The organism is Halopseudomonas sp. (assembly GCF_038130085.1).
In the GTDB taxonomy this organism is placed as follows: Bacteria; Pseudomonadota; Gammaproteobacteria; order Pseudomonadales; family Pseudomonadaceae; genus Halopseudomonas.
Genome location: NZ_JAYPMU010000010.1, coordinates 94,792 through 106,995 on the forward strand (window position 1 = coordinate 94,792; position 12,204 = coordinate 106,995).

Annotated in this window: 10 protein-coding genes; 3 read left to right on the forward strand and 7 right to left on the reverse strand. The window is 61.6% G+C overall.

Annotation, left to right across the window (positions count from 1 at the left end; translation table 11 throughout):
* Nucleotides 1-5: 5 nt before the first annotated feature.
* The 4 genes from AAFM31_RS09685 to trxA all read right to left on the reverse strand — a co-directional run bounded on the left by AAFM31_RS09685 (nt 6) and on the right by trxA (nt 4,418).
* Entirely contained in the window at nt 6-977 is a 972-nt protein-coding gene (locus AAFM31_RS09685; RefSeq protein WP_341707714.1) for a 2Fe-2S iron-sulfur cluster-binding protein, read from the reverse strand.
* Nucleotides 977-2,443 (reverse strand): 4-hydroxy-3-polyprenylbenzoate decarboxylase, encoded by a 1,467-nt coding sequence (ubiD, locus tag AAFM31_RS09690; protein WP_341707715.1) that lies wholly within the window; start codon nt 2,441-2,443, stop codon nt 977-979. Before ubiD ends, AAFM31_RS09685 begins: the two co-directional genes overlap by 1 nt.
* Before the next feature lie 169 nt (nt 2,444-2,612).
* Nucleotides 2,613-3,878, reverse strand: a complete 1,266-nt coding sequence (gene rho, locus AAFM31_RS09695) for a transcription termination factor Rho (RefSeq protein WP_088276203.1) — start codon at nt 3,876-3,878, stop codon at nt 2,613-2,615.
* Nucleotides 3,879-4,091: 213 nt separating this feature from the next.
* Nucleotides 4,092-4,418, reverse strand: coding sequence for a thioredoxin TrxA (gene trxA, locus AAFM31_RS09700; RefSeq protein ID WP_341707716.1), 327 nt, complete (start codon nt 4,416-4,418; stop codon nt 4,092-4,094).
* Nucleotides 4,419-4,569: 151 nt separating this feature from the next.
* Here trxA and ppx point away from each other — a divergent pair, with 151 nt between their 5' ends.
* Nucleotides 4,570-6,075, forward strand: a complete 1,506-nt coding sequence (ppx, locus tag AAFM31_RS09705) for an exopolyphosphatase (protein ID WP_341707717.1) — start codon at nt 4,570-4,572, stop codon at nt 6,073-6,075.
* Here the strand turns inward: ppx and ppk1 are convergent.
* Both ppk1 and hemB read right to left on the reverse strand, forming a co-directional pair.
* Nucleotides 6,054-8,270: a polyphosphate kinase 1 gene (gene ppk1, locus AAFM31_RS09710; RefSeq protein ID WP_371833030.1), complete on the reverse strand. Its 2,217-nt coding sequence runs from the start codon at nt 8,268-8,270 to the stop codon at nt 6,054-6,056. The two genes, ppx and ppk1, sit on opposite strands and share 22 nt — an antisense overlap.
* Before the next feature lie 16 nt (nt 8,271-8,286).
* Nucleotides 8,287-9,300 carry a porphobilinogen synthase gene (gene hemB / locus AAFM31_RS09715; RefSeq protein WP_341707718.1) on the reverse strand — a complete coding sequence of 338 codons (1,014 nt, stop codon included), beginning with the start codon at nt 9,298-9,300 and terminating at the stop codon, nt 8,287-8,289.
* Nucleotides 9,301-9,665: 365 nt separating this feature from the next.
* Between hemB and AAFM31_RS09720 the strand changes: the two genes are divergently transcribed.
* Both AAFM31_RS09720 and AAFM31_RS09725 read left to right on the forward strand, forming a co-directional pair.
* Nucleotides 9,666-10,265: a DUF6436 domain-containing protein gene (locus AAFM31_RS09720; protein ID WP_341707719.1), complete on the forward strand. Its 600-nt coding sequence runs from the start codon at nt 9,666-9,668 to the stop codon at nt 10,263-10,265.
* Nucleotides 10,231-11,739: a methyl-accepting chemotaxis protein gene (locus tag AAFM31_RS09725; protein WP_341707720.1), complete on the forward strand. Its 1,509-nt coding sequence runs from the start codon at nt 10,231-10,233 to the stop codon at nt 11,737-11,739. Before AAFM31_RS09720 ends, AAFM31_RS09725 begins: the two co-directional genes overlap by 35 nt.
* A 4-nt stretch (nt 11,740-11,743) precedes the next feature.
* Here the strand turns inward: AAFM31_RS09725 and AAFM31_RS09730 are convergent, their stop codons facing one another.
* Nucleotides 11,744-12,190 (reverse strand): YaiI/YqxD family protein, encoded by a 447-nt coding sequence (locus AAFM31_RS09730; protein ID WP_341707721.1) that lies wholly within the window; start codon nt 12,188-12,190, stop codon nt 11,744-11,746.
* Nucleotides 12,191-12,204 lie beyond the last annotated feature (14 nt).

A 12,204-nucleotide genomic window follows, 5' to 3' on the forward strand; every position in this document is an offset into this window, starting at 1 on the left:
GTCGGCTACCGGGGAGCGTATGCGAAAGCGTCGGCGAGCATCTGCTCGGCCGGCATGCCGGCGGCGACCAGTGCATCCAGCGTGCCGTAGACCATGCCCGGCGAGCCGCTTACGACGAAGCGGTATTTGGCCAGATCGGCGATGTCCTCGCAGACGGCCTGATGCAGCATGCCCTGACGTTCCGGCCAGTCGGGTTGGTCGCTGATCACCCGGTGCAGATAGATATTGCTGGCTTGCTGCCAGCGTTGCCAGTGTGGCGCCTGGTAGAGGTCGTCACTGTGGCGCACGCCCCAATACAGGTGAATCGGGTGGCTAAAGTCCTGCTGCAGGCATTGCTCAACGATACTCTGCATTTGTGCCAGCCCGGTGCCGGCGGCAATCAATACCAGCGGCTGGTCCGGCAGCTCCGGCAGGCACGCCTCGCCAAAGGGCGCCTGAACGTGGGCGACCTTGTGGTGCTGGAGGTAGTCGATCACCGCCTGTGTGACCGGGTCGCGGGTCAGGATATGCAGCTCAAGCATCCGCTCTTCGCAGGGCGCGGAGGCAATCGAGAAGGCGGCCGGCTCGGCACCATCGCGTTCTAGCAAGAGGTATTGGCCGGGGTGGTAGCGCAGTGGCTTGCCGGCCGGGGTGCGCAGACGCACGCGCCAGACATCGCCACCCATTGGGCTGCACTCGACTACCTGACAGGCGAGCTTGCGCACTGGCAGTTGGCCTGGGGCGAGGATACCCTCCCAATGCAGCGCGCAATCTTCCAGCGGCTCGGCCACACAGGTGAATATTTCTTCTCCCGGGCCCGCCTCGCGGTTGTCGGGTAGCTTCACGCGACCGTGCAACAGGACTGCTGCGCAGACGTGGCAGTTACCATTGCGGCAGCTGTTCGGGGCATCAAAACCCTGACGGCGTGCTGCGTCGAGGATGGTTTCGCCCTGTTCGGCCTGTAGATCCAGACCGCCCGGCTCCAGTGTGACTCTCATCAATCAATACCCAATTCTGCCCAGAGCGCGTCAACGCGCTGGCGTACCTGTTTGTCCTGCTCGATCGCAACGCCCCACTCGCGTGTGGTCTCGCCCGGCCACTTGTTGGTCGCATCCAGACCCATCTTGCTGCCGAGCCCGGAGATCGGTGAGGCGAAATCGAGATAGTCGATCGGTGTGTTGTCGATCATCACGGTGTCACGCTTGGGGTCCATGCGGGTGGTGATGGCCCAGATGATGTCGTTCCAGTCGCGGATGTTGATATCGTCGTCCACCACGATCACGTACTTGGTGTACATGAATTGGCGCAGGAAGCTCCAGACGCCGAGCATTACCCGTTTCGCGTGTCCGGGGTACTGCTTCTTCATCGACACCACGGCCATGCGGTAGGAGCAGCCCTCCGGCGGCAGATAGAAGTCGGTGATCTCCGGGAATTGCTTCTGCAGCAACGGAACGAATACTTCGTTCAGCGCGACGCCGAGTACCGCCGGCTCATCCGGCGGGCGGCCGGTGTAGGTGCTGTGGTAGATCGGCTTCTCGCGCTGGGTGATGCGCTCGATGGTGAAGACCGGGAAGCGATCAACTTCGTTGTAGTAACCCGTGTGGTCGCCAAACGGCCCCTCGTCGGCCATTTCGCCCGGGTGGATAACCCCTTCGAGCACGATCTCGGCGCTGGAAGGCACCTGCAGGTTGGAGCCGCGGCACTTGATCAGCTCAGTACGCTGGCCGCGCAACAGACCGGCGAAGGCGTATTCGGACAGGCTGTCCGGCACTGGGGTCACGGCGCCGAGGATGGTGGCCGGGTCGGCACCCAGCACCACGGCAACCGGGAAGGGTTCGCCCGGGTGCGCCTTTTGCCACTCATGGAAGTCCAGCGCGCCGCCGCGATGGCTGAGCCAGCGCATGATCACCTTGTTGCGGCCAATCACCTGCTGGCGGTAGATGCCCAGGTTCTGTCGCTCCTTGTGCGGGCCGCGGGTCACCACCAGCCCCCAGGTGATCAGCGGACCGGCGTCCCCGGGCCAGCAGGTCTGTACCGGAATGCGGCCGAGGTCGACGTCGTCGCCTTCGAATACCTGCGCCTGACACGGGGCGTCCTTGACCACCTTGGGCGCCATGTTGATGACTTTCTTGAAGATCGGCAGTTTGGACCAGGCGTCTTTCAGACCCTTTGGCGGATCGGGTTCCTTGAGAAAGGCCAGCAGCTTGCCGATTTCGCGCAGCTCGCTGATGCTCTCGGCACCCATGCCCATGGCGACGCGCTCTGGCGTACCGAATAGGTTGCCCAGTACCGGCATATCGAAACCAGTGGGATTTTCAAACAACAGAGCGGGTCCACCCTTGCGCAGGGTGCGGTCGCAGACTTCGGTCATCTCCAGTACGGGAGAGATGGGTGTCTGGATGCGCTTGAGTTCGCCGCGCTGTTCCAGGCCCTTGATGAAATCGCGTAGATCGGAGTATTGCATGACAGCTTCAAGCCTCAAGCGGCAAGCTGCAGTCAGTACAGGTAAAGCGGCAGCTTGGGGTGTCTGGTCAGAAGCACATTATGCCGACAAAGTGGCCTGTCGGGTGGCTTAAAACGCAACAAGCTGCAAGTGAGCGGGTCACTTGCAGCTTGTTGTTTGCTGCGTCAGCTTAGTTCTTGCTGCGCTTCATCGACAGGAAGAACTCGTCGTTGGTCTTGGTGTCCTTCAGGCGGTCCAGCAGGAACTCGATCGCAGCGATCTCGTCCATCGAGTGCAGAATCTTGCGCAGAATCCACATGCGCTGCAGCTCGTCCTCGCTGGTCAGCAGCTCTTCACGACGGGTGCCGGAACGGTTGATGTTGATGGCCGGGAAGGTGCGCTTCTCGGCGATCTTGCGATCCAGGTGGATCTCCATGTTACCGGTACCCTTGAACTCTTCGTAGATCACCTCGTCCATCTTCGAGCCGGTGTCGACCAGCGCGGTGGCGATGATGGTCAGGCTGCCGCCTTCCTCGATGTTGCGCGCGGCGCCGAAGAAACGCTTGGGCTTTTCCAGGGCGTGGGCGTCGACACCACCGGTCAGGACCTTGCCGGAGCTCGGGATCACGGTGTTGTAGGCACGGGCCAGACGGGTGATGGAGTCGAGCAGGATGATCACGTCTTTCTTGTGTTCAACCAGGCGCTTGGCCTTCTCGATTACCATTTCGGCAACCTGAACGTGACGGGCCGGCGGCTCGTCGAAGGTCGAGGCAACCACTTCGCCGCGCACGGTGCGCTGCATTTCGGTTACTTCTTCTGGGCGCTCGTCGATCAGCAGAACGATCAGGTGGCACTCGGGATTGTTGCGGGCGATGTTCGAGGCGATGTTTTGCAGCATCAGCGTCTTACCAGCCTTCGGCGGCGCAACCAGCAGGCCGCGCTGGCCTTTGCCGATCGGGGCGCAGAGGTCGATGATGCGGGCCATCAGGTCTTCGGTGGAGCCGTTACCGGCTTCCATGACCAGGCGCTCATCGGGGAACAGCGGGGTAAGGTTTTCGAACAGAATCTTGTTCTTGGTGTTTTCCGGCTTGTCGAAGTTGATTGAATCAACCTTCAGCAGGGCAAAGTAGCGTTCGCCGTCTTTCGGTGGGCGAATCTTGCCGGAAATGGTGTCACCGGTACGCAGGTTGAAGCGACGAATCTGGCTGGGGGAGACGTAAATGTCGTCCGGGCCGGCGAGATAGGAAGAGTCAGCCGAGCGAAGGAAGCCGAAGCCGTCCTGCAGAATCTCCAGAACGCCATCACCGAGAATGTCTTCGCCGCCCTTGGCGTGCTTTTTCAGGATGCCGAAGATCACATCCTGTTTTCGCGATCGGCCCATGTTCTCGAGGCCCATCTGGTTGGCGATTTCCAACAGTTCGGTAATAGGTTTTTGTTTGAGGTCGGTCAGGTTCATAGGTTCGGAGAGTGATGTCAGGAGTTCGGCAGGAAAGGTTTGTTTCGGCCGCCATGGAACATGGGGCGATCAGCTTGGCTGCGGTGTGTTTTGAGAAGCCGCTGCGCAGGGAGCGTCAGGGCGTTGGAAGCCAAATCTAGCACCGCCTGCCGGTGACGTCCAGCATTGCGGGCGTAAAAAAAGCCCCGGCGGAGTGCGCCAGGGCTCGATACATCAGATGTTGCTGTCGAGGAACGCAGCCAGCTGCGACTTGGACAGGGCACCGACCTTGGTCGCTTCCACGTTGCCGTCCTTGAACAGCATCAGGGTGGGGATGCCACGCACGCCATACTTGGGGGCGGTTTCAGCGTTGTCGTCGATGTTCAGTTTGCAGATTTTCAGCTTGCCGCTGTAGTCCTTGGCAATCTCGTCCAGAACCGGGGCGATCATTTTGCAGGGACCACACCATTCTGCCCAGTAATCAACCAGTACAGGGGTATCGGACTTGAGCACTTCGTCTTCGAAGCTGCCGTCAGTGACATGCACAATCAGATCGCTCATGTGTTTCTCCAGAGGGATAAAAAGGCGGAATTGCCGAATCATAGCACCACCGGATACGGCTGCGAAAGGCAGCGTTCGGTACCGTTGTGCAGGCAATTGTCATCGAGCCGGTGCTAGAATCGGATCAATTCAGACCTGACAGGAAGAGTGCATGGCAGACGCACAGCCGAACGATTTTTCGCTGGTTGCCGCAATTGATCTGGGCTCCAACAGTTTTCATATGGTGTTGGCGCGGGTCGATCAGGGGGAGATACGGATCCTCGAGCGGCTGGGTGAAAAGGTGCAGTTGGCCGCCGGGCTGGATGAAGACAGCTTGCTCAGCGATGAAGCAATGCAACGTGGCCTCGATTGCCTGCGGCGTTTTGCCCAGCTGATCAACGGCCTGCCTCAGGGGGCAGTGCGCATCGTCGGCACCAACGCCCTGCGTGAGGCGCGTAACCGTGGTCAGTTTATTCGTCAGGTGCAGCAGGTGTTGGGTCACCGTGTAGAGGTGGTGTCGGGCCGCGAAGAAGCCCGCCTGATCTATCTCGGGGTATCCCATACGCTGGCCGATGACGAAGGTAAGCGGCTGGTGGTCGATATCGGTGGTGGTAGTACCGAGTTCATCGTCGGTGAGCGTTTTGAGCCGCTACTGCGGGAAAGCCTGAGTATCGGCTGTGTTGCGTTCACTCGGCAGTTTTTCCCCGATGGCAAAATCACCGCCGCCCGCTACAGTCAGGCCTACACTGCGGCCCGTCTGGAGCTGATGAACATCGAGCAGGCCATTCAGCGTCTGGGCTGGAGCGAGGCGATTGGCGCTTCAGGAACCATTCGCTCGGTCGGCCAGTGTATTCAGGCCGGCGGTCGTGGTCAGGGCGAGGTCACCCGTGAAGGCTTGCAGTGGCTCAAGCGCAAGGTGCTCAAGGCGGCTCACGTCGAGAAGCTGGACGTGCAGGGGCTGAAGGCGGATCGTCAGCCGATTTTGCCAGCCGGGCTGGCGATTCTCGAAGCGCTGTTTGACGCCCTCGGTGTCGAAACCATGCATCACTCCGAAGGCGCGTTGCGTGAAGGCGTGCTCTACGACCTGTTGGGCCGCCACAGTCACGAGGACGTGCGTGAGCGCACCCTGAGTGCGCTGATGGAGCGCTACCACGTTGACCTGGAGCAGGCCGCCCGCGTTGAGACCAAAGCCCAGCGCTTGCTGCGCAAGGTGGATTCGGCCTGGCAACTGGCAGACAGCAAGCAGGCGCCGTTGTTGAGCTGGGCGGCGCGCGTCTACGAGATCGGACTGGATATCGCCCACAGCCAGTACCACAAGCATGGCGCTTACCTGATCGAGCACTCCGATCTGCCCGGATTCTCCCGCCAAGATCAGCAGGCGCTGGCGCTGCTGGTGCGTGGGCACCGACGCAACATGCCCAGCGGCGATCGGCTAACCGAGTTTGGCGATGACGCAGTCAACCTGCTGCGCTTGTGCATGATTCTGCGGCTGGCGATTCTCTATCACCACATTCGTGGTTTTCAGGCGATGCCGGAAATGGCCGTCGAGGCCAGTCACGACGCGCTGGTGGTGACGTTCCCCGACGGTTGGCTGGAGCAGAATCCGCTGACCCAGGCTGACTTCGAACGCGAAGCGCAGTACTGGGCCAAGGCGGGTTACAGGTTGACGGTACGCTGAGGCGAGTTGGCCAGTTTCTCCAGCAGGGTCGCCTGGGCGCTGCGGGGAATCTGGTTGCCGCTGGGTGAGCTGAGGACGTAGGAACCGTCCGATTGCAGAATCCAGCTGCGGGTGTTGTCGGTCAAGAACACCTGCAGTTCCTGTTTGGCGCGGGTGATCAGCTTCTTGCCTTCGAGCGGGAAGCAGGTCTCGACGCGCTTGTCGAGGTTGCGCTCCATCATGTCTGCACTGGACATCCAGACCTGCTCCTGGCCGTCGTTCAGGAAGTAGTAGACCCGGCTGTGCTCAAGGAAGCGGCCGATGATCGAGCGCACGGTAATGTTGTGCGAGACGCCGGGAATACCCGGACGCAGGCAGCACATGCCACGCACAATCAGGTCGATTTTCACGCCGCACTGGGACGCCTTGTACAGCGCCTTGATGACCTTGGCATCGGTCAGCGAGTTGGCCTTGGCAATGATGTGTGCGGGCTTGCCGGCCAGGGCGTTCAGGGTTTCGCGGTTAATCAGCTCCAGCAGCCGCTTCTTCAGGGTGAAGGGCGCCTGCAGCAGCTTCTTCATGCGTTGGGTCTTGCCCATGCCGATCAACTGGTTGAACAGCTTGTGTACGTCCTCGGTCAGCGCCACGTCCGAGGTCAGAATGCTGTAGTCGGTGTACAGGCGAGCGTTACCGGCGTGGTAGTTACCGGTGCCCAAGTGTACATAGCGCTTCAGGTTTTTCTCCTCGCGGCGCAGGATCAGCATCATCTTGGCGTGGGTCTTGAAGCCGACCACGCCATAGATCACCACGGCGCCGGCCTGCTGCAGGCGGCTGGCCAGCTGCAGGTTGGACTCTTCGTCAAAGCGCGCACGCAGCTCGATCACCACGGTGACTTCCTTGCCGCTCCGGGCTGCGTCGACCAGCGCGTTGACGATCTCGGAGTTGGCACCGGTGCGGTACAGGGTCTGCTTGATTGCCAGTACGTTTGGGTCTTGCGCGGCCTGGCGCAGCAGATCGACAACCGGGCTGAAAGACTCGTAGGGATGCTGCAGAAGGATGTCCTGCTTGCTGATTGCCTGGAACAGGTTGTCGGCGCTGGACAGCACCCGCGGCAGGCCCGGGCTGAACGGCGGGAATTGCAGCTGCGGGTGATTTTCCAGGCCGGTGATCGAGAACAGCCGGGTCAGGTTTACCGGACCGTTGACCTCGTACAGCTCTGCCTCGGTGAGGCCGAACTGCTTGAGCAAAAAGTCGGTCAGCGGTTTTGGGCAGTTGTCGGCCACCTCCAGGCGTACCGCGTCGCCGTAACGACGTGACAGCAGCTCACCGCGCAGCGCGCGGGCGAGGTCATCGACTTCGTCCGGATCAACAAACAGGTCGGCGTTGCGGGTCAGGCGGAACTGGTAACAGCCAAGCACTTTCATGCCCGGGAACAGCTCGTCGGCGTGCGCGTGAATCATCGACGAGAGGAACACGAAGTTGTCGCCGCCGTCGCACAGCTCGTCGGGCAGGCGAATCAGGCGTGGCAGCGAGCGCGGCGCCGGAATGATCGCCATGCCGGAGTCGCGGCCGAAGGAGTCGATGCCGTCGAGCTGAACGATAAAGTTCAGGCTCTTGTTGACCAGCAGCGGAAAAGGGTGCGTCGGGTCCAGTCCAATCGGGCTGATGATCGGCGCAACCTGCTGGCGGAAAAAGCGGCGGATCCACAAGGTCTGCTTGTGCGTCCACTGATGGCGGCGCAAAAAGCGGATGCCCTTTTCGTTCAACTGGGGCAGCAGGATGTCATTGAGAATGCTGTACTGGCGGCTGACTTGGTGGTGCACGGTTTCACTGATCTTGCCGAGCACCTGCTGCGGCTGCAGCCCGTCCGGGCCGGTCTGCTCACGGGCAAAGGTGATCTGCTTCTTCAGCCCTGCGACACGAATCTCGAAGAACTCGTCCAGATTGCTGGAAAAGATCAGCAGGAACTTCAGGCGCTCAAGCAACGGATAGGACTCGTCGAGCGCCTGTTCCAGTACGCGAATATTGAACTGCAGCTGCGACAGTTCGCGGTGAATGTAGAGCTCAGGGGCGTTCAGGTCGGGAACCGGAGCGGCTTCGACGACCTTCTCGCTGACCTGCGCCGGACGGGTAACCAGATCGCTGCGTGCGCCGTTGTCGGCTGCCGGGGCGATATCGTCCTTGGTGGTGTCACGGGTGCTGTTGAGCTCTGACATGATCTCCTCGATACAACTACTGACGGCTGCGTAACTGGCGTGCAGCGGTCTTGGCAAAATAGGTCAGGATGCCGTCGGCTCCTGCGCGTTTAAATGCGGTCAGTGATTCCAGAATCACCGCCTCGCTGAGCCAGCCATTGTTGATGGCGGCGCAGTGCATGGCGTACTCGCCACTGACCTGATAGACAAAGGTGGGCACCTTGAAGGTGTCTTTCACCCGGTACAGCACATCCAGGTAGGGCATGCCGGGTTTGATCATCACCATGTCTGCTCCTTCAGACAGGTCCATGGCGATTTCGTGCAGTGCCTCGTCGCTGTTGGCGGGGTCCATCTGATAGGTCGACTTGTTGCCCTTGCCGAGGTTGCCAGCCGAACCGACCGCGTCGCGGAACGGGCCGTAGTAGGCGCTGGCGTACTTGGCCGAGTAGGCAAGAATGCGGGTGTGGATGTGGCCGGCCGCTTCCAGTGCTTCACGCATGGCGCCAACCCGGCCGTCCATCATGTCGGACGGGGCAACGATGTCGGCGCCGGCTTCGGCGTGCGACAGGGTCTGTTTGACCAGTGCTTCAACGGTGATGTCATTCATGACGTAGCCGTTGTCGTCGATGATGCCGTCCTGCCCGTGAGTGGTGAACGGGTCGAGGGCTACGTCGGTGATGACGCCCAGTTCCGGGAAGCGGGCCTTGAGGGCACGCACCGCGCGTTGCGCGAGACCGTCAGGGTTCCAGGCTTCGGCGCCGTCCAGCGATTTTTTCTCCAGCGGGGTAACCGGGAACAGGGCAATGGCCGGAATGCCAAGCTCTACCAGTTCGGCGGCCTCCTCCAGCAGCAGATCGATCGACAGCCGTTCGATGCCGGGCATTGAGGCAATCGCTTCGCGCTGCTGTTCACCTTCAAGGACAAAAACGGGATAGATCAGATCGTCAGCGGTCAGGGTGTTTTCGCGTATCATGCGGCGGGAAAAGTCATCCTTGCGCATGCGGCGGGGACGGCTGAGGGAGAAGGGACGCTGAACAGGGGAATAACTCACGGGGACTCCAGGGGGTGCGGGCCGCAGTGCACCTGTCTGATTGACGTTATACGTCGAAGTTGTGACGAAAATGTGACAGCTGAAGCGCGAGGGCAGCGTACGGCGGCTGGCCAGTGGGCGCAGTTGCCCTTTGAATGGGAATGCGTTCCGGCGCTCTGACACGGTCGAGCGCGGCATCGGCAGTGCCGCGCAACGTGCTGAAATCATAACCGTGATGCTCCGAACAGGCTACTCCGGGGCCGGCCTACTGCTGCGGCGAAACCGCGCTGCTGGCGTTACGCTGCAACTGAGACGGAGTGTCGCGCTACGCAGTTCCAATGCTTGGCTATGGCACAATGGCGCATCTTGGGTTGGGGTGACTTTACATGAATATCTGGCTGCGCAGGGCTCTGGTTGCGGTGGCGCTGCTCGTCTGGGTTGCAGGCCTGGCGTGGGCCTACTGGTGGTTCGAAGGGCGTTACATCAAGGCCTTTGAACGGCCGGTGTTCTTTCAGGGAGAGCAGGTAGCGCCGCCCTTCCCGAGCGGGCAGGTTCAGGTGGTGCACGTCTGGCAGTCAAATTGCCCCTGCAGTGCCGGGCATGAAGCCTATGTTGATGAAATGACTGCGCGCTTTGCCGCGCAGGGCGTGCGTTTTGCCCGCTCCGGCCAGCATTCGACGGACGGCATGTCGCCAGGCTTGAGTAAACTGCCCTACTGGCCGATACCCTCGGTATGGGCTGGATGGCCGGGGGCGCCGTCAATCGCTATATGGGCAGCGGACGGCAGTTTGGCCTATGTTGGTCCATACAGCGACGGAGCGCATTGCAGTGCTGACAGCAGTTTTGTCGAGCCGGTGGTACAGGCTCTGCTGGCAGGGCGCAAGGTGAACATCACCCGGCAGGACGCCGTTGCCTGTCTATGTGAACTGCCTGCGCTGGAGAACTCTGCTGATGTCGACACCCGTTCCAAAGAGTCTCACCCTTGAAGCCCATTACCTGCGTGCTGATCGCGCCATGCTTGGCGTGCTCTGGTTGTGCCTGCTCGGCTCTCTCGGCCTGGCCGCCTGGCACGGCACCTGGATGCAGGGCCTGCTGGTAGGCGGCGGTACCCTGCTGCTGGTCCACCTGCTTTATGCGCTGATCCGTGGCACCCCGTTGTTCCGCTGCGTTGTGGCGGCCGCCTTCATGGTCATGGCGGCGCTGCATATCAATCAGGCGCAGGGTACGGTGGAGATGCATTTCTCGATTTTCGTGCTGCTGGCCTTTCTGATTATTTACCGTGACTGGTTGCCGATTGTGGTCGCCACCGCGGTGATTGCGGTTCATCACCTTGCCTTCTATGTGCTGCAGATGCGCGAGGCTGGCGTCTGGCTGGCGCAGGGGGTGACCTTCGGTCTGGTGCTGGTACACGCCGGTTATGTGATCGTCGAGGCGGCGGTACTGGTCTATCTGGCGCGTATGGCATTTAACGAGGCGCGCGAAGGGGAAGTCATGGGGCAGACGGTGGCGCAGATCATCGGCGACGGCAACAGTGTCGACCTGACCCGTCGGGCGGACATGCGCACGCCGATGTTGGATTCCTTCAATGGTCTGCTCGATATCATGAACCACATGGTCGCCGATCTGGGCGGCAGTATGCAGCAGTTGGGGCAACTGGGTAGCTCGGTCAGCAAGGGCGCAAGCGATCTGCGTCGGGGGTCCGAGCAGCAGCAGGACAAGACTCGCTATATGGTGCGCGCGATGCTGGAGCTGAGCCAGGCTACCGCAGAGGTTGCGCGCAACGCCGCTGATGCGGCGCAGGCATCTAGTCAGGCAGACAGGCGCGCCCAGGACGGTCACGCGGCGATGCAGGAGATCTCCCGTGAAGTCGCGTCGCTGGAAGGCAATATCGCGCTGACCGGCGAGGCCGTTGACGGGGCAGCCCAGTTGGCGGTCGACATCGACCAGGTGGTCGATGTGATCAAGGGCGTCGCCGAGCAGACCAACCTGCTGGCGCTCAATGCCGCCATCGAGGCTGCCCGTGCCGGTGATCAGGGGCGGGGGTTTGCCGTGGTGGCTGACGAGGTGCGCAACCTGTCGCAGCGCACGGCCCAGTCAACCAGCGAGATCCAGGACTTCATCTCCCGTCTGCAGCAGGCATCCGAGTCGGCGCGCAACGCGATGGATCAGAGTCGTAGCTCGGTCCATCGCTGCCTGCAGGTGACGCAGAACAGTGCCGAGATCCTGGCCGGGATTGTCGCCGAGATCGCCAGTATCGTTGGGCGCAATACTCAGATCGCAGCGGCGACCGAACAGCAGTCGGCGGTCGGCGAGGATGTCGCCAAGCATCTGCACGAAGTCGAAGAGGTGGCGCTGGCCAATACCGCCGAAGCGGTCGAGCTGGATCGTCTCGCGGCGGAGCTGGAGCAGGTGCGGCTGGTGCTGACGCGCGATGCGAGCCAGTTCCGCACCACGCGCTGAGGGCTTACAGGCGGGCGATCAGCCGGTCCAGTGCGTTGGCGAATGCCTGCTTGTCCTTGTCGCTGTAGGGCGCTGGGCCACCGCGCCCGGCCAGGCCGGCGCCGCGCAGTTCGTCCATCAGGTTGCGCACTGCCAGGCGCTCGCCGATGCTGGCCTTGTCGTAGATCTGGCCACGGGGATTGATGGCGGTCACGCCGCGATCAACCAGTCCTGCGGCCAGCGGTACGTCCGCGGTGACCACCAGATCGCCCGGGCGTGAATGCTCGATGATGTAATGGTCTGCGGCGTCTGCCCCGGCAGCGACTGTCACCTGCCGAACGCCCGGGCCCGGCGGCAACTGTTGGGCGCTGTTGGCCACCAGCACCAGCTCAATCTGCTTGCGCCGTGCGGCTTTGACGGTAACGTCGCGTACCGGGCGGGGGCAGGCGTCGGCGTCGATCCAGATGGTCATGATGGCTCCTCGAC

Coding starts and splice junctions, on each gene's coding strand:
- AAFM31_RS09685 (WP_341707714.1), bottom strand. CDS start 977: ATGAGAGTCACACTGGAGCCGGGCGGTCTGGATCTACAGGCCGAACAG.
- ubiD (WP_341707715.1), bottom strand. CDS start 2,443: ATGCAATACTCCGATCTACGCGATTTCATCAAGGGCCTGGAACAGCGC.
- rho (WP_088276203.1), bottom strand. CDS start 3,878: ATGAACCTGACCGACCTCAAACAAAAACCTATTACCGAACTGTTGGAA.
- trxA (WP_341707716.1), bottom strand. CDS start 4,418: ATGAGCGATCTGATTGTGCATGTCACTGACGGCAGCTTCGAAGACGAA.
- ppx (WP_341707717.1), top strand. CDS start 4,570: ATGGCAGACGCACAGCCGAACGATTTTTCGCTGGTTGCCGCAATTGAT.
- ppk1 (WP_371833030.1), bottom strand. CDS start 8,270: ATGTCAGAGCTCAACAGCACCCGTGACACCACCAAGGACGATATCGCC.
- AAFM31_RS09720 (WP_341707719.1), top strand. CDS start 9,666: ATGAATATCTGGCTGCGCAGGGCTCTGGTTGCGGTGGCGCTGCTCGTC.
- AAFM31_RS09725 (WP_341707720.1), top strand. CDS start 10,231: ATGTCGACACCCGTTCCAAAGAGTCTCACCCTTGAAGCCCATTACCTG.
- AAFM31_RS09730 (WP_341707721.1), bottom strand. CDS start 12,190: ATGACCATCTGGATCGACGCCGACGCCTGCCCCCGCCCGGTACGCGAC.